The organism is Flavobacterium glucosi (assembly GCF_048286535.1).
Lineage (GTDB): Bacteria > Bacteroidota > Bacteroidia > Flavobacteriales > Flavobacteriaceae > Flavobacterium.
Genome location: NZ_JBLVPK010000001.1, coordinates 1 through 24,951 on the forward strand (window position 1 = coordinate 1; position 24,951 = coordinate 24,951).

The following is a 24,951-nucleotide window of genomic DNA, read 5'->3' on the forward strand; positions in this document are numbered from 1 at the left end:
GTCATCTCGTCTTTTGGGACGAGACGGGTTCGATTCAAAAACTATATTAGCGTATTAGAATGTTGTAGATTAAAATACTGGTTTGGTAGTTCAGTTGGTTAGAATACATGCCTGTCACGCATGGGGTCGCGGGTTCGAGTCCCGTCCAGACCGCCAGTAATAAGAAGCTTTTCGTAATAGAAAAGCTTTTTTTGTTTTTGTAAAATTCAAATAGTATCGATATGTATTTTGTTTACATCATAAAAAAGCATCAAGGATTATTTTACAAAGGATTTACACAAGATCTCGGTAAGCGTATTTTTGAACACAATACTAATTTAAGTCGATACACTTCTGGAAAAAGTCCATGGGTTTTGGTGTATTTCAAAGAATTTGAAACAAAAACAGAAGTATTAAAAGAAGAATTACGATTGAAAAAGCTTAACGTTGCTTCGATAGAAAGATTATTAAAGAGTTTCCAGGCTGAATAGAACACTTGCCTGTCATCTCGTTTTTTGGGACGAGACGGGTTCAAGTCCTCTCGTTCCAAAAACGAGACCAGTAATAAGAAGCTTTTCGTAATAGAAAAGCTTTTTTTGTTTTTGTAAAATTCAAATAGTATCGATATGTATTTTGTTTACATCATAAAAAATCATCAAGGATTATTTTACAAAGGATTTACACAAGATCTCGGTAAGCGTATTTTTGAACACAATACTGATTTAAGCCGATACACTTCTGGCAAAAGCCCATGGGTTTTGGTGTATTTCAAAGAATTTGAAACAAAAACAGAAGTGTTAAGAGAAGAATTACGATTGAAAAAGCTTAACGTTGCTTCGATAGAAAGATTATTAAAGAGTTTTCAGGCTGAATAGAACACTTGCCTGTCATCTCGTTTTTTGGGACGAGACGGGTTCGAGTCCCGCCCAGAAAGCCTTTTTCTTTTAAAAAGAGTTCTTAAAACTAACGGTACATTAAAACAACAGGGATTTATAGTTCCATACAATCCACACAAATAATCCCAAATACATTACGCATACTACAAATTTTATAAAGCTGGAAGCAAGAAAACCCATAAAGGAACCTGCGGCTGCTTTCAAAGCTCGATTATGGTCTTTAAAATCATAAATAAGTTCTCCTATCAGTGCGCCAACAAAAGGGCCGATAATGAACCCAAAAGGAACAGGAGCAAGAATTCCAACAATCAATCCAATGTTTGTCCCCCAAATGCCATAGGAACTTCCCCCAAATTTTTTGGTTCCCTTGGCCGGAATCACGTAATCTAAAACCGATATGATTACAGTGACTAACAAAGCAATCCCTAAAATCCAATAATTTGCTGGAACAGCATTCGTAAAATAAAGTAATGCCAGCCCAACCCAACTCACACTTGGCCCGGGTAAAACCGGTAAAAAACTGCCAAATAAACCTGTAATAATGCATGCGAAACCAAGAATTAAAAGTAATATATCCATAAGTTTATTTTTAGTAATTTTGAAAGCACAAAAGCAACACGTATCTAGCTAATGAACAGAATTAAATTAATACAATTATTTTCAGTAACGTTCCTCTTAACGCTTTCTTTTTGGTCAGTAAACGCTCAGGAGAAAATAGTGCGCACAAATGATATGCTTTTGAAAGAGACCATTTACAATGAGAACAGAGCAAAAGTATTAAATTTTTCCTTGAAAGAGTTTGATGCACTATTTTTTGAGTTTTCCGATAAAAAATCAAATCCAAATTTAGTATTGACAAAGGAGGAATTCTATAAATATACGATTCAGATTGCTGTTTATTCAGATCGATTGGCAGCTTTGTATCCAGATCAAAAAGAAATCGCTGCCGAAAACAAAAAGAAATGGTTTGCTGAAAACTATGAAGATTATTTGCTTTCGAAAGCCTCTCAAAAAAAATAATTGTATTTTTATACAATATTAGTCCAATTCAAAAACATAACCTTGAAGCAGTATTACCTCTTTTTAGTATTTATATTTTTTAATTCCTGTCAATACTTTGACAAGCAAATTCCTTTGGAAAAGGAATTGTTGCAAAAGGAACTGAAATCCATCAACTGGAAAGAAGTCGATGAATACCCATCAGTAGTTGATTGTGAAAAAATAGAAGATAAAAAACAACGCCAACAGTGTTTTTTTGAGGTTTTAACGCAGCTGATTCAAGAGAAGTTGAGCATGGACACCCTTTCGATTCTCTATCCTGAACTGGATACGATTGAAGTAAAGGTTACTGTTTTTCCAAATGCAACCCTGCAATTTGAGCCTCACTTTCCAAAAGATTCCGTAACCTACGACAAAATAAAAATTGACAGTATTCTGAAAGCCCGTTTGGTTGGTTTCCCCAAAATAAATCCAGCTATCAAGCGAGGAATTCCTGTAAAAACACAATTTATACTTCCGGTCATTCTTAAAGTGGAGTAGTTATTAAAAAGGATTTTCGAATGAAGATTAAAGATTTTTGATTTCAGTAAACCTTTAGATATCTCCAATAATTATAAGCTAAAAACGGACAGTTTTAGTTTTTTAACCATGCGTTAAATCAAAAATCTACAATCTAAAATCTTCTCCCTTTCCATTCGTATTTTCCAAACAACGAATACAAAGCCACGCTCACACTAAAAAAAGGATAGAACAAACTACTCAAAATTAAATACTGCATTTTGGTTTTGGTTAAAAAATGATTGGCTTTATAAATCAAAACGGTATCAACAAGAAATTTTAAAAGGAAAAGCGAAACTATATTTTGAAACGGAATAATGCAAAGCATCGAGCATCCAAAACCTATAACCAAACCTAAATTCCCAGCAAAAACTAATATTCCCAATCCTTTTCCGAAAGCATTTTGATACGAACTTGTTTTCGATGCCCAACGAACGCGTTGGTGAAACAACGACTTCCAATCGTTTAATGGTTTTGTAGTGATAATTGTATTTTGAGATTTTAGATAATGAACTTTTTCAGGAGATTTCGCAACCCCTTTTTGCAAAAGGAAAACATCATCACCGCTTGCAATTCCATCGTTTCCTTCAAAACCATTCAGCTCTTGAAAAAAGAATTTCGTGTAAGCAAAGTTGGCGCCATTGCACATAAATCCTTTGTTGATACCAAAACTCCCAATGGTTGCACCTTGTAAACTCGCCAGATCCAATTGCTGGAAATGATGCAAAAATGAATTACCACAATCATACGTAACCGCGCCGGCAATCATCGCAACAGCATAAAGCTGAATGTAATTGTCCAATGTCAGTAACCAGTTTGTATTGAGGGTGCAATCTGCATCGGTGGTGATAATCCAGTCCGTATTTATAATTTGCATCGCAGTTACAATCGCATCTTTCTTGGGCGAATTAGACACCCGAATGTTCTTTATAACTGAAACTTTAAACTTTAAACTTGGAATTTTAAACTCTTCTTCAGAAAAATCATCAACCAAAATCACTTCGAATAATTTCATTGGATAATTCAACTTGGATAAACTTTCTAATAAAATGGGTAGATTTTCAGTTTCATTCCGAAAAGGAACAATAATCGAGAATTTTGTTTTTGGCGTTACCCCAGTATATTCAATTGTTTTTACTTTGGTAAAACCATAAATGAGTACAATTATCGCTAAGCAATAAGAGAGGATTATGAGGTATAAAACAACTGTAATCATAATTATTTTATAAAGTTTCGTCTCCCTCTCCTTTGGAACGTCCCAAAGCTTCGGGCGGGGATATGATTTTAAAATTCAATACATAATAAGTGCCAATTATCACGGGTAAAACCACATTCAAAAACCACATAAGTGTGGTTATAAAAATCACTATCCATTCGTTTACGCCAAGAATCCCGAAGAAATAAACCGCCACACTTCCTTTTACAGCAAAGTCCAAAAACTGAAAAGTGGGCAAAGAGGACGCTAGAAAATAAACGCTTGTAATCGTAGCAATAGCTATTAAATAAGGTAAGTCAACATCAAAAGCCAGAAACAAAAAGTAATATTGATGCGAAAAAACCAAAAAACGGCAAATGCCTAAAAAGATATTTTTCTGATGAATCGATTTTGGGATTTCATTAATTTTATGAATCAGTTTTTCGATAGAATACCCTTTTATAGTTATTTTTTTGAACGAAAATAGAACTATGAAAAGGAGGATTAGAATTCCAAAAAGCAGTGCTACCGTTTTTGTGGTAATCACATTGTACTGCGCATTGAAATACAATAACCCGAAAATTCCAAAAATAACGGTCAATATCATTTGGATTCCGTTACAAATCAGGTTTAGGAAAATCACTTTTTTAGTGTTTGATTTATCAAAAAACAATGCTTTTCCGGCATATTCTCCTACGCCATTCGGCGTAAAAAGTCCCGCGGTTAATGCGCCGAGAACTTGTTTTGTTGCTGCTCCCAAAGAGATTTTATGGATAAATGCGACTAAGTTTTGCCATTTCAAGATTTCAAAAAACCGATTCAAAACACTCAATAACAAAATAAACGCGATTCCGCCAATGGACTGGTTTTTCCGGAATAAAACGATGAATTTTTGCCAATCCAGTTTGTCGTTATTTGCCAATTGATTGTAAATAAAATAAAACGCACCGCCCACAATCAAAAGTTTGATTAGAAGTACGAGGAATTGCTTAGTTTTGTGTGGAATTGAAATCATTGTTACAAAGAAACAAAAACTTTGAACTTCGAACTTTAAACTTTAAACAAATCTTTTGTCAAACGAACGCATCATATTAGGAATTGACCCAGGAACGACGATTATGGGTTTTGGATTGATAAAAATTGTCAATAAAAAAATGGAGTTTTTGCAACTGAACGAATTGCAATTGTCTAAATACGACAATCATTATCAAAAGCTGAAAATTATTTTTGAACGTACGATTGAGTTGATTGATACACACAATCCAGACGAAATTGCAATTGAAGCGCCTTTCTTTGGTAAAAACGTACAATCGATGTTGAAGTTAGGACGCGCACAAGGTGTAGCTATGGCAGCAGGGCTTTCCAGAGATATTCCGATTACGGAATACGAACCCAAGAAAATAAAAATGGCAATTACAGGAAACGGAAACGCCAGTAAAGAGCAAGTTGCCAAAATGCTTCAGCAACTTTTAGGACTGAAAGAATTACCTAAAAATCTTGATAGTACCGATGGATTAGCAGCCGCGGTTTGTCATTTTTTCAATTCAGGGAAAGTAGTGGGTGCCAAAAGTTATACCGGCTGGGATGCTTTTGTAAAACAAAACGAAGAACGAGTTAAAAAATAGTGATCAATGTTCAGATTTTTAGTGTTCAGTAGTTTTGATTAAATTAGAGTATTCAGTTTTAAAAATGTACACATGAGATTTCAAGATTTATTGGCCTATAAAAAATCATTTGCATTAGCAATGAAGATTTTTGAAATAACAAAATCATTTCCAAAGGAAGAAACCTATTCATTGACAGATCAAATTCGGCGCTCTTCAAGGAGTGTTCCCGCAACTATTGCTGAAGCATATAGAAAGAGGATTTACCCAAAACATTTTTATAGTAAGTTGACCGATTCTGATGGAGAAAATTCAGAGACTCAAGTTTGGTTAGAGTTTGCTGTGTCTTGTAAATATATTTCCGAAGCTATTTATCAGGAATTTATTTCTGAAAGTTTAGAAATTGGAAAACTTGTTAATTATATGATATTGAACCCTGAAAAGTTTGGAGTTAAAAAGGAGTGATTAGTATTCAGTACATATATGATTACTAAATAACTGCTCACTGAACACTTTCTCATGACTGGACACTAAAAAACTGACCACTGACCACTTTCTTAAAACTGAACACTAATAAATGAGCGGAATCTACATCCATATCCCTTTTTGCAAGCAGGCGTGTCATTACTGCGATTTTCATTTTTCAACTTCGATGAAGAAGAAAGAAGAAATGGTTTTGGCTATTGCCAAAGAAATTCAAATGCGTAAAAGTGAGTTTGAGCTTCTCGACTGCGCTCGAAGTGACCATAAAATTGAAACCATTTATTTTGGTGGTGGAACACCTTCAGTTTTAACACCCGAAGAAATTAATTTTTTAATTGCGGCAGTTTATAGCAATTATTCTGTTTCGGAAAATCCTGAAATCACATTGGAAGCCAATCCGGATGATTTGTCAAGGGAACGAATAATCGAATTGGCTAAAAGTAAAATTAACCGACTAAGTATTGGGATCCAGTCGTTTTTTGAAGAAGATTTACAACTGATGAACCGTGCTCATAATTCGGCGGAAGCCAAAAAATGTTTGGAAGAAGCTACCAAATATTTTGACAATATTTCCCTTGATTTGATTTATGGAATTCCGGGAATGAGCAATGAAAAATGGAAACAAAATATAGAAACAGCTTTGAGTTTTGGGATTCCGCATATTTCTAGTTATGCGTTGACGGTAGAACCCAAAACCGCTTTGAATAAACTCATACAGACAGGAAAAATTGCGGCTCCTAAAGATGAAGTCGCCCAAGAACATTTTGCTATTTTGGTCGAAACGCTCGAAGCCAATGATTTTATCCATTATGAATTATCGAATTTTGGGAAGCCCAATTTTTTTTCCAAGAATAATTCGGCGTATTGGTTGGGAAAAAAATACTTGGGGATTGGTCCTTCGGCGCACAGTTATAATGGGATTTCCCGAAGTTGGAATGTTTCGAATAATTCAATTTATTTGAAATCCATTCAAGAAAATAAAGTACCAAATGAAACAGAAATCCTTTCGACAGCTGATTGCTATAACGAATATGTTATGACGGGTTTGCGTACGATTTGGGGCGTTTCTTTGGATAGAATAAAAACGGAATTTGGGGATGAATATTTGAAATATCTGAACAAACAGGCACAGAAATTCCTTGATGATGATTTAGTTTTTATCGAAAACAATATCTTGAAACCTACGCCAAAAGGAAAGTTTTTGACAGATGGAATTGCAAGTGATTTGTTTATCCTGAACTAGTTTCAGGATCTGTTAATTTTTAATTGATTCTTGTGTGAAAAAAGGATTTACATATATTTTGACTAATAAAAATGCCACTGTTTTGTATGTTGGAGCTACCAAAAATCTTAAAAATAGAATTGATTGTCATAGAAGTGGTATAGGCGGAGTTTTTACAAAAAAATATAATGCTACAATTTTAATCTATTTTGAGGAGTTTGATGATTTAAGTGATGCTTTTAAAAGAGAAAAACAACTTAAAAATTGGCATAAAGATTGGAAATGGAATATTGCAAAACTTTCAAATCCTGAATTAAAAGATTTATATTTGAACTTATAAAGTATCTCCAGATGAGATGCTGAAATAAATTCAGCATAAATGTTAGCAACCATCAACAACGAATTTAAAATCGATTTATCAAAACCCATTGATATTTCGATTCCTTTAACGAATACTGACGAGAATCCAATTGCTTGGTACATTGATAAGCCAGTAATTGAACCCGTGGTTTTTGGGGATTGGATCGGCAAAGTTTCCGAAGGGAAATCGTCTACCAATTTCAATACTATTTTCTTCAATCCACACGGACATGGAACTCACACCGAATGTTTGGGGCACATTACACGCGAATTTTACAGCATTAATCAATCGTTGAAACAGTTTTTCTTTTTGGCTGAATTGGTATCGGTTGTGCCGGAACTGCAAGGAGAAGATTCGGTGATTACAAGGGATAGCCTCTCGACTGCGCTCGATGTGACATTGAAGTTAGGTGTTTTAAAAGAAGCTCTAATTATTAGAACACTTCCTAATTTTAAAATAAAAAAGTCTTTAAAATATTCGAATACCAATCCGGCTTATCTTTCTGAAGAGGCCGCGCGTTTCATTCGCGAAAGCGGGATTAAACATTTATTGATTGATTTGCCAAGCGTTGATAAAGAAAAAGATGATGGAAAATTATTGGCACACAAAGCCTTTTGGAATGTAACTGATGTCAACAATCTGAATGCTGATGCGCGATTGGATTGTACGATTACCGAGATGGTTTTTGTGGGTGACGAAGTGGATGACGGCGGTTATTTACTGAATTTACAAATCGCATCTTTCGAGAATGATGCGAGTCCCAGTAAACCAGTTTTGTATGCTATTTTGAATATTGAATTATAAATTTTGAATGAAAATAATTTCATAAATGAACTTAGAAGCATATTACGAATATTGTTTGTCTAAAAAAGGAGTGACAGAACATTTCCCTTTTGATGAAGATACATTAGTATTTAAAGTGGGCGGAAAAATGTTTGCATTGTCGTCTTTAAATCAATGGGAGAAAGAACAGCCGTCTGTCAATTTGAAATGTGATCCGGAGCACGCTCAGGAATTACGTGCTGAATACGATGACATTCAGCCGGGTTTTCACATGAGTAAAACCCATTGGAATACAATTGCGATAAATGCTTCCGTTCCGGATGTGCTTATCAAGGAGTTGATTGATCATTCCTATGGATTGGTTCTCAAAAGTTTAACAAAGAAATTGCAGAGTGAAATTCAAGAATTAGAAAATTAGGCATTACTTTTGCGAAGAAACTCAGAATAAAAATTACAAACACATACTGAAATAAATTCAGCATATCATATGAAAGAACAATTTAAGAAGTTTTTAAACGAAGAACAAGATCCAAAAGCCATCGAAAAAATCGCTTCTAAATTGAGTGATTTATTGATGAAAAATGAAGAAATAGGCTATATCGCTGTTCAAAAAAAACCAGCGATTACCGTTTTGCCGGATAGTATTGTAATGACGAATAAAAGAATCATCATTTGTCAGCCAAAAAATTTGGGACTTTCGATGAATTTTATTGATTACACTTGGGACGAGATTGAAGGAACTTTTGTGAAAGAAAATATTCTAGGATCTGAGTTTTCTTTTACAACCAGAACAAATATGGAGGTTTCGATTGATTATATTCCTAAAATTCAGGCTCGAAAGATTTTTACGTATGCCAAAGAGCAATTGGATATCTTGAAAGTTGGCACTGTATTAAACGCAACCGTTATTGATGAAGTTCCGGTTGCTCCAATGGAAGAAGTGGAGATCATCGAAGAAATGGAAACGGAAGAAGTAACTAATTTTGCTGAATTAATGCCGGTTTCACAGCCAAATTTCACTGCTGAAAATCAAGAATTCGAAGAGGTAGGAATACCATCAAAAGACAAATCCTTAAGTGATTTATCACAAGATGAACTTTTTGAAAAATTACAGAATTATAAAAAATTGCTTGACAACGGATTGATCTTGCAAGGTGAATATGATGCTTTCAAAAAGGAAATTTTGAGTTATATGTAATTAGTCTTAAAGTCGAAAGTCATAAAGTCAAAAGGTAATGAAGTATCTTTTGACTTTATGACTTTAGACTTTAGACTTACAGTGTTCTTTTCTGCTTTTCTACAAAATTATTGGATTGTAATTCTAATAAATCGGTAGCATTTTTTCGTTGTAAATCATACAATTTGGTGTCGTCAGCAATATCTCCGTAGACTTTATCATGCATCGTAGCACTAGTTTTTACCAACAAAGTGCGTTGGTATTTGTCTTGTTCGATTGTTGCTTTCAACGCTGTTTCCAGATCTTCTAATTTATAGTCGTATTCACCTTTAGGGGATAAAAGTTTTGCAATAATAGGGGAGGTCTCTATAGCGAGAAATAACAACATGATGAAAAATGAAGGCAACCAAGGTAATTTGTCCAAGGCATTGATTCTTGCCATTAAACCATCAAATCCGTCAATAATAGGTTGGGTTTCGGTAACTTTCTTGTCTAAATCGGTTTGGAGGGTTTTAGTGTTTTTCTCCATTATAGCAATTTTAGCTAAGTTGGTTTTTTGTAAGGTGTCCAGTTCTTTTTTGGCTAGATCATGTTTGGCAATTTTTTGTTTAAAAACGGGTCCTTTGCCTATTTTTTTAGTTCCTGCAGTTCCTTCTGCCTCGGTAATGTATGTTTCGTAAAGGGTATTGACTTCTTTTTCTTTTTTGGCAATTTCCGATTTCAAACTGGTTATTTCAGCTTTGTTCTTGTCTAAATCTGATTTGAAATAATTCGCTACTTCTTTTTTATTATTCAAAGTCATGGCATTTTTCTCTTTCAATAAAACCGTGTTTATTTCTTTTTCGAAGATTTTAATTTCCAATGGTTTCGAAATCACTATTGCAATGATTATTGCTAAAATAATACGGGGAGTAGCCTGCAGAAATTCACTTCCGAATTTATCTCTTTTTCGAATAGTGGAAACAATAAAACGATCCAGATTGAATATAAGCAAACTCCAAACGATACCAAATGCGATTGCGGGATAGATACTGTCAAAGACGGTAAAAAGTGCATACGAGCTGGCTAGAAAAGCCATAACAGCGGTGAAGAAAACGGTGGCGCCAATACCAACATACTTGGTTTGTTCACCTTCGGAACAACCTTTAAGAAGGTCTTTGTCAGCTCCGGAACAAAGGATAAAAAATTGTTTTAACATGATTGATTTTTTGATTGCTTCGCCAGTTCGCTATTCTAGCTCGGGTGATTGATGATTACAAATTTAACGCCAAAAAATAAGTATTGTTGTAAATACTTGATATGTTTTTAATTAACAATTTTTACACATAAAAATAGAGCCGCTCTTTACGAACGGCTCTATTGGTTTTGAATTAATATTAACTTAAGCTAATGGTGCTCCTGCCATAATTTCGGCATTAGCAAATTCTTCAAATTTGGCGAAGTTAGCTTTGAATTTTTGAGCTAATTCCACCGCTTTTTTATCGTATTGTTCAGGGTCTTCCCAGGTGTTTCTCGGATTTAATATTTCAGTAGGAACATTTGGACAGGTTTGCGGTTTTGCAATTCCAAATACTTTGTGATTCTCATACGCAACGTCGTCTAATTCTCCGTTTAATGCTGCGGTAATCATGGCACGTGTGTATTTTAATTTCATTCGGCTTCCTATTCCGTATGGACCACCCGTCCAACCCGTATTGATTAACCAAACTTTTACATGGGCATCTTTCATTTTTTTACTCAACATTTCAGCATATTTTGTTGGGTGTAATGGCATAAATGGTGCACCAAAACAAGCCGAAAAATTAGGTTGCGGTTCTGTAATTCCAGCTTCAGTTCCAGCAACTTTTGCCGTGTAACCAGAAATAAAATGATACGCAGCTTGTCCCGGAGTCAGTTTAGAAATTGGAGGCAATATTCCGAATGAATCGGCTGTTAAGAAAAATATATTTTTGGGGTTTTCTCCAATAGAACCCGGTTGAATGTTATCAATATGATAAATAGGATAACTAACTCTGGTGTTTTGTGTGATGGAAGTATCCTCAAAATCAACTTGATTGGTGTCTTTTTTGAATACTACATTTTCTAGGATTGCTCCTTTTTTTATAGCTCTAAAAATGTCGGGTTCGTTTTCTTCAGAAAGGTTGATGACTTTTGCATAACAACCACCTTCAAAATTGAAAACTGTATTTTCATTAGTCCACCCATGTTCATCATCACCAATTAATTTTCTGTTTGGATCTGCTGATAAAGTTGTTTTTCCGGTTCCTGATAATCCAAAGAAAATGGCTGTGTCACCGTCTTTTCCAACATTGGCACTACAGTGCATTGGCAACGTGTTTTTGAAAACAGGTAAAATGAAATTCAATGCAGAGAAAATCCCTTTTTTCATTTCACCGGTGTAACCAGTTCCGCCTATCAAAACTACTTTTCTTGTAAAGTCAAGAATTGCAAAATTGCTCTGACGCGTTCCGTCTACAGCTGGATCTGCCATAAAGCTAGGTACGCAAAGTAAAGTCCAGTCTGGATCGAAGTTTGCTAATTCGTCCATTTCAGGTCTTAAAAACATATTGTAACAAAACAAATTTGCCCAAGGAGTTTCTGTGATTACACGAATATTTAATCTGTAATTTGGATCAGAACATACGTATGAATCTCTTACATAAACTTCTTTGTTGGACAAATAGGAGGTTACTTTGTTATAAAGTGTTTCAAAAGCATCTGATTCAAAAGGGATATTTACCTTCCCCCACCAAACTTGACTTTCACTGATGCTGTCTTTTACTATATAGCGGTCTTGTGGAGAACGGCCAGTATATTCACCTGTATTTACGGCTAATGCACCAGTTGAACTTTCAATTCCTTGACCTAATTTTATTGTTATGTCGTGTAATTCTTCAGGGGATAACTGGTAATGAATTTTTACATTTTCAATTCCTAATTCTTTTAACGAAATCGATTGCGAGAAAAGCGTGTTATTGACCATAAATTTATTGTTGTGTAGTTTCTTTTTATAGATTGCAAAAGTAGAAATTATATTTCAGATAGCCTTTGATTCTTTTAATTTTGTGATTTTTTATTGATAATATTCATCAATAAAACGCCCCAGGCCACTATTAATAGGAGTCCCCCAATGGGAGTCACGAATCCTATAATTTTAAAATCAAAAGAAGTAAGGTCGTTTGTCGCTAAAAGATAAATGGACCCTGAGAATAAAAGTACACCAAAAAGGACTAAAAAATAGATTGCTTTTTTAGCTTTTTGAGTGATGTCTTTCATTAGCCCAATAAACAATAAAAATAACGCATGGTACATTTGGTAGCGTACACCGGTTTCAAAAGTAGATAATTGTTCAATAGACAATACTTTTTTTAGGGCATGTGCGCCAAAAGCACCAAGAATTATTGCAATCATTCCTAAAATAGCTCCTGTTGAAAGTATTCTTTTGTCCATCTTGATTTTTTTATTACAAAAGTATCTCATCTGTCATTAAATCAAAAACGTTTTAGGAGATACTTTTTTAGTGGTTGATTAAACGTAAATCAGATTTCGCTTCTTGCATAATTTTTTCGTAACACTATTTGTTATAAATACAACAATTTTGTATGTTTGTGTTATAATTATAAAAAATGAAAACAATTTTAATCATCGGGGCAGGAAGATCAGCTTCATCTTTGATACATTATCTTTTAAGTAAATCAGAAAAAGAGAACTTGCATCTTATAATTGGTGATTTGTCTTTGGCTTTAGCTGAAAAAAAGACAAATAATCATCCCAATGCAACGGCGATTGCCCTAAATATTTTTGATGAAAATCAAAGAAAAGCAGCTATTGAGAAAGCTAATATTGTTATTTCGATGTTGCCGGCTCATTTGCATATTGAGGTAGCTAAGGATTGCATTATTTATAAAAAACATTTGGTTACCGCTTCCTACGTGAGTGATGCCATGCAGGAGTTAGATGCTGCAGCCAAAGAAAACAATCTGATTTTCATGAATGAAATCGGGCTCGATCCTGGAATTGACCACATGAGTGCCATGAAAGTGATTGATGAGATTAAAGAAAAAGGTGGAGAAATGCTGCTTTTTGAATCCTTTTGTGGCGGTCTTGTAGCTCCAGAATCCGATACGAATCTTTGGAATTACAAATTTACCTGGGCACCACGCAATGTAGTTCTCGCTGGACAGGGAGGCGCTGCCAAATTTATTCAAGAGGGAACTTATAAATACATACCGTACTGTAATTTATTCCGTAGAACTGAGTTTCTGGATGTAGAAGGATATGGACGATTTGAAGCCTATTCAAACCGGGATTCCCTAAAATATCGCAATGTGTATGGGTTAGATAATGTACTTACTTTATATAGAGGAACGATTCGGAGAGTTGGTTTTTCTAAAGCGTGGAATATGTTTGTGCAGTTAGGAATGACAGATGACAGTTACATCATGGAGGATTCTGAGAATATGAGTTACAGAGAATTTGTAAATTCTTTCTTGCCGTATCATCCAACGGATTCAGTGGAAATCAAGACTCGTTTGATTCTTAAGATAGATCAGGATGACATCATGTGGGACAAATTGTTAGAATTAGACTTGTTCAATCCGAATAAAAAAGTAAGTTTGAAAAATGCTACTCCAGCTCAAATTTTAGAGAAAATATTGACTGATAGTTGGACGCTTCAACAAGATGATAAAGATATGATTGTCATGTATCACAAATTTGGATACGAAATACATGGCAAAAAAGAACAAATAGATTCCAAAATGGTTTGTATTGGCGACGATCAAACGTATACAGCCATGGCAAAAACAGTGGGTTTACCCGTTGCGATGGCAACTTTATTAATATTGAATGGTAAAATCACGACTCCCGGAGTGCAATTGCCCATTCGCAAGGAAGTGTATGTGCCTATTTTAAAAGAATTAGAGGAATACGGTGTTGTTTTCAAGGAACAATCCATGTCGTATTTAGGATACAATCCGGATAAAGAGTTTAGTTAGTAGTTTTTTAGATTTTTAGTTTGATAAATCCGCTCCTTTTGAAGCGGATTTGTTTTTTAAAATTCTTTATTTATGCTGAGCGTAGCCGAAGTATGGGCGTGACCCTGCAAATTGCTTCGTCGTTCCTCCTCGCAACTTCGGGTCGGGCTGTTCGCTGCAATCTTTATGTTTTTAAAGAAAAAACATAAAGGATTTTCGCTACCATCCCTCACGAAAGGCATTCCATTGATACGCCGTTTATTTTATTAAATTGTAAGAAAATTTTAATATATTTGGAAACGCAAGGTGAAACAAACCTCAATTTATCTATCTTGATTTGGGTGCTTTTTGTAAGGTTTGTTTTGGTTATATATAAGTTAGGCACAATTTTTTTTTAAATCGAACATAAATGAAAAAAACTTTTCCAGGTTATTGTAAAAAGTCTGAAATTGAAATTAAGAAAATTTGGGGAAATGGAATTATTCTTTTTGATACAAATGTATTACTGAATCTTTATAGATATTCTGATTCAACGAGAGATACAATTTTAGATTTGATTGGCAAATTTTCAAAACAAATTTATTTACCACATCAAGCTGGACTAGAATATAACAGAAATAGATACGAAGTTATAGCAGAACAAGAAAAAGCATATAAAGAGTTTTTAGATAAAATCATACAAATTCAAAAAGATTTACAATCTACAAATAAACCTCCTTTTCTATCTACCAAAATAGATAAAACTTTAAATTCAGTATTTGAAGATGTGAATGCAGAGGTTCAAGAAAGTATCCAAAAATACTGTGATTATTTAAAAGATGATCCTATTTATAATAAAATCTCAAACCTTTTCGAAAATAGAATTACGGAGCCTTTTTCAAAACAAATTTTAGATGAAATTTATAAAGAAGGAAGCGAAAGATATAAAATGAAAATCCCTCCAGGATTTGAGGATGAAAAAACGAAAGATGGAACGCGTAAATTTGGCGATTTAATATTATGGAAACAAGTAATTGAGAAAGCAAAAGAATTAAAGAAAGATGTTATTCTTATCACAGATGAACGTAAAATTGATTGGTGGTGGAAAATAAAAGATGGTAGAAATATGGGACCAAGACAAGAACTTGTTGAAGAAATTAAAAATCAAGCAAATGTTGATTTTCACATGTATTCTTCAGAAAGGTTTTTAAGTTATGGGCAATCATTTTTAAATGAGCAAATTAATGAAAAAGCTTTACAAGAAATTCAAGCTATGAAAAAGGCTGAAATGGATGAAATTAAAAGATTACGCTTTAACGAATTCAAATTCAATGAAAAAGAATTGAAAATCAACGAAGAAATTGAATATTATAAAAACAGAGTTAACGAGATCAATCATAAAAAACATGAATTAGAAATCCATATCCACAATTTAATTTCCGACGCACACCCAAATGACGAAATTCACGAGCACATTCACAATTTAGGTATACATAAAGCAGCATTTGATCAAGAGAAAAACGAGCTAATTAATCGTATATCCGATTTAGAAAAAAGTACACTGAAAAATAGAAAAAATGATAATTACATCGATGTTAATAGTCGATTAAGAAAATTTCTTTATGAAAAGGATAGCGAATTATAAAAAACTGTGCTTAACAGCGATTTCACGAATTTTCGGTTTTAGGCTTAATTTGAAATTGGTCTTATATTTTGGAAATTCGTGCTTAACTGAAAAACAAATCTTAATTTAGTCCCAAAACTCGCCAAACGGCGGGACGATAAAATTACCAAAAAAAATCCGCTCATTGTTGAACGGATTTGTCTTTTTAGGATATTATGATTTTGATTGTAAAGTTATAGGTAAGCTATACATTACTCTCACAGGAACGCCGTTCATTTTTCCGGGAATCCATTTCGGGCATATTTTCAAAACACGGATGGCTTCTTCACCGCTTCCAAAACCAATATCTCGTATGTTTTTTATGTCGCTTAAACTGCCGTCTTTTTCTATTATAAAGGTGACGTATATTTTTCCTTTTAAGTTAGGTTGTGATGGCGTTTTATAATTCTCGCCTACAAATTTGTAAAATTCTGATATTCCTCCAGGAAAATCTGGTTTTTCAGTTATTCCAGCAGTATTATAGACTTCATTTTCTCCTTTTTGGACAAATTGATTTTTAGAATCGTACGTATCTATTTCAATTACTTCAGGAGCTCCTTTGCTTAAAATCGCCAGAAGTTCCTCGTTTGTAGGCAACTCTTTTTGCTTGGATAGGATGGAAGGTATTGCCCTCTTTTCTATAGGAGTTAGTTCATTGTATTTTTTTTCGCTGGCAATCTTTCCTTTTTCGTCTTTAATTTTAAAAGTAGTTTTGTCGTAATACGTTTTAAATAAATTTCCAGGTTTTACAGGAGTAGTTTCTTTTTTTATATTGGTTTCTTGCGCAACGACTTTCGTACACAATAAAAAGAATAAGGCAGTTACTACAGGAATTAGCATTGCTTTTTTTAATAAAGCTTCTGTTTTTGATGTGGTTTTTGTCATCATGAGTAATCGTTTTTTAGTTATTAAATAATTCAAATTACTGGCCAAGTAAAAAGTTTGGTTCTCGTTTGCTTTCGATAGTAATAAAGATTGGTAGAACGGAACGTTGTTATAGGAGGTCACGACTTTCTCATCGGCAAGAAATTCGTGGTTGAGTTGAATGGCTTTTTTGTAAAAAATAAAAATAGGGTTGAACCAAAAAATGGTTTTCAATAGTTCGATGAATAAAATATCCAAAGTGTGTTTTTGGGTTACATGTGTGAGTTCGTGGGTGTACAATTCAGCTTCAATTTGACGGTTAGTGTATTCCGTCTCGTTGATGAAAATCGTGTTCAGAAAAGTGTGCGGCAGTGTTTTTTCGGGTACCAAAATCAATTGGGCATTCTTATAGTCAATCGGCGTATTCGATTTCATTTTAGACGAAATCTTGTTGATATTGCTGATAAAACGTGTCGCCAAAACGAGTGTTACTAAACCATACAAACTCCATAATCCTATTGCTAAATAGTTTGTTTCTTCAAGTATTACGGTGCTTCCTTGTAGTATCTGGATATTTGCTGGATTGACGGTAGGTTGTGCTATTTCCTGAATCACTTCGATGGTTATAAATGGAAGTATCATCGAAAAAACAAGACTGAACAACAAATAAAATCTATTGAATACGTGTATTTTTTCTTTTTCCAAAAACAAATAATACACCCCCAATAGCACGAATAAAGTAATTGTCGATTTGATCAGAAAGTCACTCATTTTTTCTTTTTTTGAATTTCACTGTCAATTATTTTCTTGAGTTCTTCCAGTTCGGTTTGAGACAAATTGGTTTCGGTGGTAAAGAAAGATGCGAATTGTGATGCCGAATTATTGAAGAAATTGCTAATCAATCCGTTGACGTGTTTCGAGAAATAATCCGTTTTTTTGACCAAAGGATAATATTCCCGAGAGTTCCCAAACTCCCTGTAGGCAACAAATTGTTTGTCAATCATTCTTTTCAATAAAGTAGCCACGGTTGTCGTAGCCGGTTTTGGTTTTGGATAGGCTTCCAGCAAGTCTTTCATAAAGGCTTTCTCGAGTTTCCAAAGGTGTTCCATTACTTGTTCTTCGGCGTTCGTTAGTTGTTGCATGTTTATTTAATTTCTATTTCGGAAAGAGATGCTCCGTTATTGTATTTCTTTATTGTTATTAGTTTTCCATGTTCATTAAAGAAGTTCCAGTCACCAAAATAAAACCAATGCGCGTATTTATCGCTCGTTTCCATTTTTGTTTTTCCTTTGGACTGTATTTTTCCATTTTCATGATAAAAAGTAGTGCTGCAAATGTTGTCTTTGTATTTTTCTCTTTTTATGATTCTGCCATTTAAGTAATAACTCCATTTTTTTACGGGATCTCCTTTTCTGTATTTTCCAATTGATTTATAATGGGAACTATCCTGGGAGTATTGTTCAATCCAGAGTCCTTCTCTGAGTTTGTTTTTCATTTGATTGGTTTTGCAACCAAAAACCAAAAATACCAAGCCGATTACAATACTAGTTTGTCGCATAAAATGATTTTGTTCTACGAAAATAGAGTTAGCTCTACAAATGTAGAATATAAAACCAAATAAACAAATTTTAAATAAAAATATTTGGTAGTCAGTGATTTGCGTTAAGGATGGAAGTGGAAATCCTTTTTATTTTTTTTCTTTAAAAAATAAAAAGATTGAGAACGGACAGCCTGACCCGCTATTTTCAGCGGGGAACACCAAAAAAAAATCCGCTTCTTCTAAACTGCTCCAAATAGTGTTTAACTTTTTTGGGGCAGTCTAGAAGAAGCGGATTTAGAATAGGATTTAAAAGGGAATTTACACCTTCATAATTTCAGCTTCTTTCACCACTAAAAGTTCATCTATTTTCCTGATGAAAGTATTCGTTAAGTTTTGAACTTCTTCTTCGGCACTTTTGCAAATGTCTTCTGATGTTCCTTCTTTTTCTAATTTTTTAATCTCGGTATTAGCGTCTTTTCGAGCATTTCGAATACCCACTTTAGCGTCTTCGGCTTCTACTTTGGCTTGTTTGGCAAGGTCGCGTCTTCTTTCCTCGGTCAGTGCGGGAACACTGATGATAATTACATCACCGTTATTCATGGGGTTAAAGCCAATGTTAGCAACCATAATTGCTTTTTCAATTACGTGTAGCATGTTTTTCTCAAAAGGCTGTAACGTAATCGTTCTGGCATCAGGGACACTGATTTTTGATACTTGCGAAAGCGGTGTCGCAGATCCGTAATAATCTACAAAAACACTTCCCAGCATGGCAGGAGATGCCTTTCCGGCACGTATATTCAAAAATTCTTTTTCTAAATGCGCAATAGAACCAGTCATGGATTCCTTGGTGCTATCTAATATAAATTCAATTTCTTCAGTCATAATTTAGATTTTTAGATTTTTAGATCTTTAGACTTCTTAGATTTATTACGTTTTTAGATTTTTTAGATTTTTAGTTTTGCTAATCATCGGGTTTATCTATCTAACAGTCTAACAAGTCTATTATATATTTACTACGGTTCCTATGTTTTCTCCTTCGCAGATTTTCAATAAGTTGCCTACTTTATTCATATCGAAAACTACGATTGGTAATTTATTTTCCTGGCTTAGTGTAAATGCAGTCGTATCCATTACATTCAATCCTTTTTTGAGGACATCTTGAAAGGAAATAAAATCGAATTTCACGGCAGATGGATTTTTTTCCGGATCACAATCATACACTCCATCCACGCGAGTTCCTTTTAGAATCACATTGGCATTGATTTCTATACCTCGTAACACCGCTGCGGTATCTGTTGTGAAATAGGGATTTCCTGTTCCGGCTCCAAAGATTACGATTCTTCCTTTTTCAAGGTGTCGATCTGCTCTTCTTTTGATATACGGTTCTGCAATGGACTCCATTTTTAAGGCCGTTTGCAAACGGGTTTTCATTCCTTTTTCTTCCAGTGCGCCTTGTAATGCCATTCCGTTGATAACTGTGGCCAGCATTCCCATGTAATCTCCTTGCACTCTGTCCATTCCTGCGCTCGCTCCGGCAACTCCTCTAAAAATATTTCCACCACCTATTACAATCGCTATTTCTACCCCTTTATCATGAATTAATTTAATTTCATCAGCGTATTCAGCTAGTCTTTTTGGGTCAATTCCGTATTGCAAGTCGCCCATTAAAGCTTCCCCACTTAGTTTCAGAAGAATTCTTTTGTATTTCATGTGTGTGTTGAGTTGATTGGTGCAAATATAGACATATTCTGTTTTTTAAAAAACGGGTTATTTAAATTTTATAAATTTAGTTTTTCGTAGGCTTTTTTGGCGGCTTCATAGCCAATGTTAAATACGGCATTCATCTTCACTTTATTGGTTTCAAAGGTGCTGTAAAGACACAAATCCTTTGGTTCGATAACCCAGTCACAAATATTGAATTTATGCAGGTTTGAATTTGCCGAAAGGATATCAAAGGCCCGCGTAGTTACGGATTTAATAGAATTTAAATCTTTGGCTTCAATTTTTTGAATCGGACTCACATAAACCCCTATTAAGGTGTCGCATTGTCCTTGTAAAATATCAGTGGGAAAATGATTCAATATCCCACCGTCACTGTATATTTTTCCTTTAATTTCATAGGGAGACAAAATCCCGGGAAATGCAGAAGAAGCTAAAATAGCATCGATAATTGTTGTTTGTGGGTCAAAGATTTTTAATTTTCCGCGAACCATATCAGTTGCCGTAATTTGGATAGGGATTTTCAAATCATTTAATGTGGCATCTTTAAATATACTGTGAAAATAAGTTTTGAAGGATTCAGAATCAATTAATCCGGCTTTTTTGAACGTTAAATGCTTCCAGTGAAATAAGTATATCGATTTAAAAAATTCCAGAATTTCTTCGGGCGTTTTTCCCCAAGCATACATGGCGCCAACAATTGAACCTGCGCTTGTTCCTGCCATTTGAGACGGACGGATGTTTTGCTCCTCTAAAAATTTAAGCACACCAGCATGAGCTATACCTTTAGAGCCTCCGCCGGAAAGTACTAATCCTATCGATTTTGTTTTTAAATCCATCTTTTTTATTTGTGATAAAATTACTCTTTTTGTGGAATTGAAAGTGATATATATCATATTTATGCTCCAGTTTTGTGGTAACTTTGTGAAAACAAATAATTCATTATGAAAATTCCAGTAGCTAAAGCATTGTTTAATAGTCACTCGTATCCGGAGTATAGAAAACTAGTTTCAGATTTATTACTTGAAGGGAAATCAACTGGTCATGAACAATCGGAAGATTTAAAACACTATAGTGAGTTAAATGAAACTCGAATGAATCGTTTGGATAAAACGATGAAAATTACCGATGAGAATAGTCTGAAATTAAAGAACTTAAAAGGGGAATACATTTGGTTGGTGATTTCCGAAGGTTGGTGCGGTGATGCTGCCCAACTACTGCCAATTATCAATAAAATGGCAATTGATTCCGGTAAAATTGAATTGAGGATTGTTCTGCGTGATGAAAATGACGAATTGATGAAGTTGTTTTTGACTAATAAAAAGAAATCAATTCCAATTGCGATTGTCGTAGAGAAAGAAACAGGAAGTGTTCTTGGGAAATGGGGTCCTAGACCCACCGGTGCAACCGATTTAATTACAGATTATAAAAAAGAGTTTGGCGTTATTGACGAAACAGCAAAAGCCAATTTACAATTGTGGTATTTAAATGACAAAGGAATAAGTACTCAAGATGAATTGGTTAGTTTGATGCTTGATTTGGAACAATAGAATTTCATAAATCACATATAATTATTACTTTTTTGTCTCATAAAAGCCTTGAAAGTTCTCACAAATTACAAGAAATTATGATCTAGTGGTACAATTTTCAATGTAATTAGCGCCTGATGTTCTGTGTTTATTGGCGTTTAATAATTAAGTTTATTTTTTGTTAATTTTTTTGTGTATCGAAAAAATATTTGTAAATTGATGATTGCCAACCAGATCTATTGTTAATTTACTTTTTTTATTGGTGTTTGAATATTGTTTCACAACTTAAAAAACAGCATCATGAAAAAACGATTTGAAAAGTTTTATGATTATTTGTCCCATTTACTATTTGGAGGTAAAAAAGCAACTAATTATTAAACAATCGGCGTGAGCCTAGTAGACAAATAGAGTATGGATTAAAACTACTTTAACTTTAGAAAAAACACATCGCAAATTCAATTTTAATTTTGGATATGTCATGTGTTTTTGCTTTTGGGCATTATTCTGAAGTAAGACTTTCTTCAAATAAAGTAACGTCCAGGGCATCAGTCACATTATAATCGCCAATTTTTGTTCGACGCAAAACGGTTAAATGGGAGCCTGAATTCATGGCTTTTCCAAAATCAAAAGCCAGAGAACGAATGTAAGTTCCTTTGCTGCAAACAACTCTGAAATCTATTTCCGGAAGTGCAATTCGAGTGATTTCAAATTCGTGAATAGTTGTTTTTCTGCTCGCAATTTCTATTGTTTCTCCAGCGCGTGCATGTTCGTATAAGCGCACGCCATCTTTTTTTATAGCCGAAAAAATGGGTGGTTTTTGGTCTATTTCTCCTAAAAACTGTTTTACGGTTTCCTGAATTAAAGCTTCGTCAATATGTTCTGTTGGGAAAGTTTGATCGATTTCAGTTTCTAAATCATAGGAAGGGGTTGTGGCCCCAATATAGAACGTTCCGGTGTATTCTTTGGCTTGACCTTGAAGTTCCGTGATTCTTTTGGTAAATTTTCCGGTACAAACTAAGAGCAATCCAGTTGCCAAAGGATCTAAAGTTCCGGCATGACCAATCTTAAATTTTTTTGGAAGATTAATTTTACTGATTAAAGCCCATTTCATTTTATTTACCGCCTGAAAAGAAGTCCAATTCAAGGGTTTGTCAATGAGTAAAATTTGTCCGTTTTGGAAATCTTCGGCAGTCTTCAAATGAATTTATTTAAAATATGAAAAGTAAATCAGTAAAAATATCCCTACTATTATGCGGTACCATCCCCAAGGTTTGAAACCGTATTTTTTGATAATTTCAATGAAGAATTTAATAGCGATAACGGCAACAATAAAAGCAACAACATTTCCTATGAAGAACAATTGTATGTTTTCGTTTGATTTCAGAATCAATTCATAACCTTTCATTTGTGATGTTTCGTAGGTTTTCAGGAATACGGAATAGCATGTTACTGCCATCATCGTTGGAACCGCTAAAAAGAATGAGAATTCTGCTGCAGCGTGACGCGTTAACCCTTGTTGCATACCACCAATTATAGAAGCGGCAGAACGACTTGTTCCGGGCATCATGGCTAAACATTGCCAAAAACCGATGGTTACTGCTTTTTTTATAGTAATGTCTTCTTCTTGAAGAACCGTTGGACTTTGAAAACGACTGTCTATAAATAATAAAATGATTCCGCCTAAAATTAATACAATCGCTATAGGAATAGGATCTCCAAGAACCGCTTCAATCTTGTCATCGAATAATTTCCCTAAAACCAAAGCTGGAATTACGGCACAAATAAGTTTTATGTAAAAGTTGATTGCAACACTTTTTGAAGAGAAATCGAAAAATTTCTTCCAATATAAAGCGACAACAGCCAGAATGGCTCCAAATTGAATGGAAACCTGAAATAGTTTCACAAAATCATCCTCTTGAATTCCGAAATATGAACTTAGAAAAACCATGTGAGCTGTTGAAGAAACAGGAAGATATTCTGTTAATCCTTCGATAACAGCAATTAAAAATGCTTGTAATGTATTCATTTATGCTTTTTTGGGATTCTTAAGAATGGCATAAACGGTAATTCCAAAACCGATTAAAACGGTAGTTGGCGCCAGTCGAATTCTTCTGAAATTGAAGATGTCTTCATTGAAAACATTTGGGTCATCACTTCCTCCGCCAGCCATTAGAATAAATCCCAAGGCAATTACTACTATCCCGACTAATAGTATTTGATAGTTTATTTTATCAAAAAGAAATTCTGGTTTCTGATCGTTATTTTCCATTTATGCTGAATTTAGTTCAGTATGACTACTAACTGTTATTTTTTCATTTTTTTTCACTGAACACTGCGACTGAACACTAATAAAGATCGTCCGTTCTCAAGTTCAAGAAACGTTGTGTAGCAAAGTACGTGCTTAACCAAGTAATTAAAACGCCAATTGCTAAAACGGCCAATAATACCAATCCAATCATAGCTTTATCTTCTAAAATACCAAGATTTGGAAAACTCGTTTCAACATAAATTAAAACACCGATTAATGCTAAAACCGCCAAAGCTGCTCCAATCATTCCCAGTTTTATGCTTCGCATCACAAAAGGTTTTCTGATAAAGGCTTTGGTAGCACCTACCATTTGCATAGTTTTGATGATAAATCGGTTCGAATGTATCGATAAACGCAAGGAACTATTGATTAGTAATACGGCAATAACAGCAAGGAATCCGCTGATTATTAAAATCCACATACTGACTTTTTTGATGTTATCGTTCACTAAATTCACTAATTGTTTGTCATATACAATATCCGAAATCATGGCATTTTTGCGTAAGCCAGCTTCAATTTTTGTTATACTGTCCTTAATAACATAATCTCCTTTCAAGTGAATATCATAAGAATTTTGCAATGGATTTTCACCTAGAAATTCCATAAAATCCTCACCAATAATATCCGTATGTTCTTTAGCGGCAGCTTCTTTAGTAACGTAAGTGTAAGATTTTACGAATGGACTTGTTTTTATTTGGGTTCCAAAAGCTTTTACTATACTGTCATTGGCTTCGTTCTTGAAAAAAACCGTCATGGCAATATTTTCTTTGAAATCGTTGGCTAATTTTTTGGAATTTATAATAAAAAGTCCCAATATTCCCAACAGAAATAAAACTAAGAATACACTTAGCACTACTGAAAAATAAGAGGAAATTAACCGGCGTTTTTGAAAATTATCAAAGGAAGAACTCATAGTTTATTGAAATTATTGGGTAAAAATAATAAAGAATTTCTTTATTTGAAGTTAATAACGCTCAAAGTTTCAACTTTCGTACAATAAACGTAAATTTGCGACCTGAAATTAGTCACTGCAATAAAACTTAGAACCTTAGTTACTCATTTGCTCAGAACCTTATAAAAATGACCTGAGTGCGCGATAGCATGAATCCATTAAAA

Annotated in this window: 30 protein-coding genes and 1 tRNA gene; 15 read left to right on the forward strand and 16 right to left on the reverse strand. The window is 34.2% G+C overall.

Features of this window, described 5'->3' with window-relative positions; translation table 11 throughout:
- Nucleotides 1-79: 79 nt before the first annotated feature.
- From ACNQGD_RS00005 to ACNQGD_RS00015, 3 genes are all read left to right on the forward strand, one after another.
- Nucleotides 80-156: transfer RNA gene (locus tag ACNQGD_RS00005), tRNA-Asp, on the forward strand.
- A gap of 65 nt (nt 157-221) precedes the next feature.
- Nucleotides 222-470 (forward strand): GIY-YIG nuclease family protein, encoded by a 249-nt coding sequence (locus ACNQGD_RS00010; RefSeq protein WP_417997870.1) that lies wholly within the window; start codon nt 222-224, stop codon nt 468-470.
- 135 nt (nt 471-605) lie between these two features.
- Nucleotides 606-854, forward strand: a complete 249-nt coding sequence (locus ACNQGD_RS00015) for a GIY-YIG nuclease family protein (protein WP_417997871.1) — start codon at nt 606-608, stop codon at nt 852-854.
- A gap of 99 nt (nt 855-953) precedes the next feature.
- Here the strand turns inward: ACNQGD_RS00015 and ACNQGD_RS00020 are convergent, their stop codons facing one another.
- Entirely contained in the window at nt 954-1,454 is a 501-nt protein-coding gene (locus ACNQGD_RS00020; RefSeq protein ID WP_417997872.1) for a DUF456 domain-containing protein, read from the reverse strand.
- A gap of 51 nt (nt 1,455-1,505) precedes the next feature.
- On the opposite strand from ACNQGD_RS00020, the gene ACNQGD_RS00025 reads away from it, so the two are divergent.
- The gene (locus tag ACNQGD_RS00025) at nt 1,506-1,895 is read left to right on the forward strand and encodes a hypothetical protein (protein WP_417997873.1); all 390 of its coding nucleotides are present in this window, start codon (nt 1,506-1,508) and stop codon (nt 1,893-1,895) included.
- A 42-nt stretch (nt 1,896-1,937) separates the two neighbouring features.
- Nucleotides 1,938-2,414 (forward strand): hypothetical protein, encoded by a 477-nt coding sequence (locus ACNQGD_RS00030; protein WP_417997874.1) that lies wholly within the window; start codon nt 1,938-1,940, stop codon nt 2,412-2,414.
- Nucleotides 2,415-2,547: 133 nt separating this feature from the next.
- On the opposite strand, the gene ACNQGD_RS00035 is transcribed toward ACNQGD_RS00030, so the two are convergent.
- Together ACNQGD_RS00035 and ACNQGD_RS00040 are read right to left on the reverse strand one after the other, a co-directional pair.
- Entirely contained in the window at nt 2,548-3,648 is a 1,101-nt protein-coding gene (locus ACNQGD_RS00035) for a glycosyltransferase family 2 protein (protein ID WP_417997875.1), read from the reverse strand.
- Between the two features lie 7 nt (nt 3,649-3,655).
- Complete coding sequence (locus tag ACNQGD_RS00040; protein ID WP_417995514.1) at nt 3,656-4,642, reverse strand: hypothetical protein; 987 nt, start codon at nt 4,640-4,642, stop codon at nt 3,656-3,658.
- A gap of 55 nt (nt 4,643-4,697) precedes the next feature.
- Here ACNQGD_RS00040 and ruvC point away from each other — a divergent pair, with 55 nt between their 5' ends.
- From ruvC to ACNQGD_RS00075, 7 genes are all read left to right on the forward strand, one after another.
- On the forward strand, nt 4,698-5,252 hold the full coding sequence (ruvC, locus tag ACNQGD_RS00045; RefSeq protein WP_196852764.1) for a crossover junction endodeoxyribonuclease RuvC: 555 nt from the start codon (nt 4,698-4,700) through the stop codon (nt 5,250-5,252).
- Nucleotides 5,253-5,324: 72 nt separating this feature from the next.
- Nucleotides 5,325-5,696 carry a four helix bundle protein gene (locus ACNQGD_RS00050; RefSeq protein ID WP_417995513.1) on the forward strand — a complete coding sequence of 124 codons (372 nt, stop codon included), beginning with the start codon at nt 5,325-5,327 and terminating at the stop codon, nt 5,694-5,696.
- A 112-nt stretch (nt 5,697-5,808) separates the two neighbouring features.
- The gene (gene hemW, locus ACNQGD_RS00055; protein WP_417997876.1) at nt 5,809-6,957 is read left to right on the forward strand and encodes a radical SAM family heme chaperone HemW; all 1,149 of its coding nucleotides are present in this window, start codon (nt 5,809-5,811) and stop codon (nt 6,955-6,957) included.
- A gap of 34 nt (nt 6,958-6,991) precedes the next feature.
- Nucleotides 6,992-7,276, forward strand: a complete 285-nt coding sequence (locus ACNQGD_RS00060; protein WP_417997877.1) for a GIY-YIG nuclease family protein — start codon at nt 6,992-6,994, stop codon at nt 7,274-7,276.
- A gap of 39 nt (nt 7,277-7,315) precedes the next feature.
- A complete protein-coding gene (locus ACNQGD_RS00065; RefSeq protein ID WP_417997878.1) occupies nt 7,316-8,101 on the forward strand; it encodes a cyclase family protein in 786 nt (261 codons plus the stop codon).
- A gap of 25 nt (nt 8,102-8,126) precedes the next feature.
- A complete protein-coding gene (locus ACNQGD_RS00070; protein WP_417997879.1) occupies nt 8,127-8,498 on the forward strand; it encodes an MmcQ/YjbR family DNA-binding protein in 372 nt (123 codons plus the stop codon).
- Nucleotides 8,499-8,567: 69 nt separating this feature from the next.
- Nucleotides 8,568-9,278 (forward strand): PH domain-containing protein, encoded by a 711-nt coding sequence (locus ACNQGD_RS00075; protein ID WP_417997880.1) that lies wholly within the window; start codon nt 8,568-8,570, stop codon nt 9,276-9,278.
- A 76-nt stretch (nt 9,279-9,354) separates the two neighbouring features.
- Here ACNQGD_RS00075 and ACNQGD_RS00080 read toward each other — a convergent pair whose 3' ends face one another.
- The 3 genes from ACNQGD_RS00080 to ACNQGD_RS00090 form a co-directional block, all read right to left on the reverse strand.
- Complete coding sequence (locus ACNQGD_RS00080) at nt 9,355-10,455, reverse strand: DUF4407 domain-containing protein (RefSeq protein ID WP_417997881.1); 1,101 nt, start codon at nt 10,453-10,455, stop codon at nt 9,355-9,357.
- A 183-nt stretch (nt 10,456-10,638) separates the two neighbouring features.
- Nucleotides 10,639-12,240 (reverse strand): phosphoenolpyruvate carboxykinase (ATP), encoded by a 1,602-nt coding sequence (pckA, locus tag ACNQGD_RS00085; RefSeq protein ID WP_417997882.1) that lies wholly within the window; start codon nt 12,238-12,240, stop codon nt 10,639-10,641.
- A gap of 74 nt (nt 12,241-12,314) precedes the next feature.
- On the reverse strand, nt 12,315-12,707 hold the full coding sequence (locus tag ACNQGD_RS00090; RefSeq protein ID WP_417997883.1) for a DUF423 domain-containing protein: 393 nt from the start codon (nt 12,705-12,707) through the stop codon (nt 12,315-12,317).
- A gap of 176 nt (nt 12,708-12,883) precedes the next feature.
- Between ACNQGD_RS00090 and ACNQGD_RS00095 the strand changes: the two genes are divergently transcribed.
- Both ACNQGD_RS00095 and ACNQGD_RS00100 read left to right on the forward strand, forming a co-directional pair.
- A complete protein-coding gene (locus ACNQGD_RS00095) occupies nt 12,884-14,254 on the forward strand; it encodes a saccharopine dehydrogenase family protein (protein ID WP_417997884.1) in 1,371 nt (456 codons plus the stop codon).
- 388 nt (nt 14,255-14,642) lie between these two features.
- Nucleotides 14,643-15,857, forward strand: a complete 1,215-nt coding sequence (locus ACNQGD_RS00100) for a PIN-like domain-containing protein (protein WP_417997885.1) — start codon at nt 14,643-14,645, stop codon at nt 15,855-15,857.
- Between the two features lie 192 nt (nt 15,858-16,049).
- Here the strand turns inward: ACNQGD_RS00100 and ACNQGD_RS00105 are convergent, their stop codons facing one another.
- From ACNQGD_RS00105 to ACNQGD_RS00130, 6 genes are all read right to left on the reverse strand, one after another.
- A complete protein-coding gene (locus tag ACNQGD_RS00105) occupies nt 16,050-17,510 on the reverse strand; it encodes a M56 family metallopeptidase (RefSeq protein ID WP_417997886.1) in 1,461 nt (486 codons plus the stop codon).
- Nucleotides 17,507-17,881: a BlaI/MecI/CopY family transcriptional regulator gene (locus ACNQGD_RS00110; protein ID WP_282713810.1), complete on the reverse strand. Its 375-nt coding sequence runs from the start codon at nt 17,879-17,881 to the stop codon at nt 17,507-17,509. The genes ACNQGD_RS00105 and ACNQGD_RS00110 overlap by 4 nt, the downstream gene beginning before the upstream one ends.
- A gap of 2 nt (nt 17,882-17,883) precedes the next feature.
- Entirely contained in the window at nt 17,884-18,234 is a 351-nt protein-coding gene (locus tag ACNQGD_RS00115; protein ID WP_417997887.1) for a toxin-antitoxin system YwqK family antitoxin, read from the reverse strand.
- A gap of 363 nt (nt 18,235-18,597) precedes the next feature.
- A complete protein-coding gene (frr, locus tag ACNQGD_RS00120; protein ID WP_417994100.1) occupies nt 18,598-19,161 on the reverse strand; it encodes a ribosome recycling factor in 564 nt (187 codons plus the stop codon).
- Between the two features lie 120 nt (nt 19,162-19,281).
- Nucleotides 19,282-19,989 carry a UMP kinase gene (gene pyrH / locus ACNQGD_RS00125; protein ID WP_417994101.1) on the reverse strand — a complete coding sequence of 236 codons (708 nt, stop codon included), beginning with the start codon at nt 19,987-19,989 and terminating at the stop codon, nt 19,282-19,284.
- 68 nt (nt 19,990-20,057) lie between these two features.
- Nucleotides 20,058-20,837, reverse strand: a complete 780-nt coding sequence (locus ACNQGD_RS00130; protein ID WP_417995496.1) for a patatin-like phospholipase family protein — start codon at nt 20,835-20,837, stop codon at nt 20,058-20,060.
- A gap of 105 nt (nt 20,838-20,942) precedes the next feature.
- On the opposite strand from ACNQGD_RS00130, the gene ACNQGD_RS00135 reads away from it, so the two are divergent.
- Nucleotides 20,943-21,548: a thioredoxin family protein gene (locus tag ACNQGD_RS00135; protein WP_417997888.1), complete on the forward strand. Its 606-nt coding sequence runs from the start codon at nt 20,943-20,945 to the stop codon at nt 21,546-21,548.
- Between the two features lie 478 nt (nt 21,549-22,026).
- On the opposite strand, the gene truB is transcribed toward ACNQGD_RS00135, so the two are convergent.
- The 4 genes from truB to ACNQGD_RS00155 all read right to left on the reverse strand — a co-directional run bounded on the left by truB (nt 22,027) and on the right by ACNQGD_RS00155 (nt 24,748).
- Nucleotides 22,027-22,725, reverse strand: a complete 699-nt coding sequence (truB, locus tag ACNQGD_RS00140; protein ID WP_417994104.1) for a tRNA pseudouridine(55) synthase TruB — start codon at nt 22,723-22,725, stop codon at nt 22,027-22,029.
- A 6-nt stretch (nt 22,726-22,731) separates the two neighbouring features.
- Entirely contained in the window at nt 22,732-23,553 is an 822-nt protein-coding gene (locus ACNQGD_RS00145; protein WP_417997889.1) for an undecaprenyl-diphosphate phosphatase, read from the reverse strand.
- Nucleotides 23,554-23,796 carry a DUF3098 domain-containing protein gene (locus tag ACNQGD_RS00150; RefSeq protein WP_417994106.1) on the reverse strand — a complete coding sequence of 81 codons (243 nt, stop codon included), beginning with the start codon at nt 23,794-23,796 and terminating at the stop codon, nt 23,554-23,556. It lies immediately after the preceding gene.
- Between the two features lie 76 nt (nt 23,797-23,872).
- Nucleotides 23,873-24,748 carry a cell division protein FtsX gene (locus tag ACNQGD_RS00155; RefSeq protein ID WP_417995492.1) on the reverse strand — a complete coding sequence of 292 codons (876 nt, stop codon included), beginning with the start codon at nt 24,746-24,748 and terminating at the stop codon, nt 23,873-23,875.
- Between the last annotated feature and the right edge of the window lie 203 nt (nt 24,749-24,951).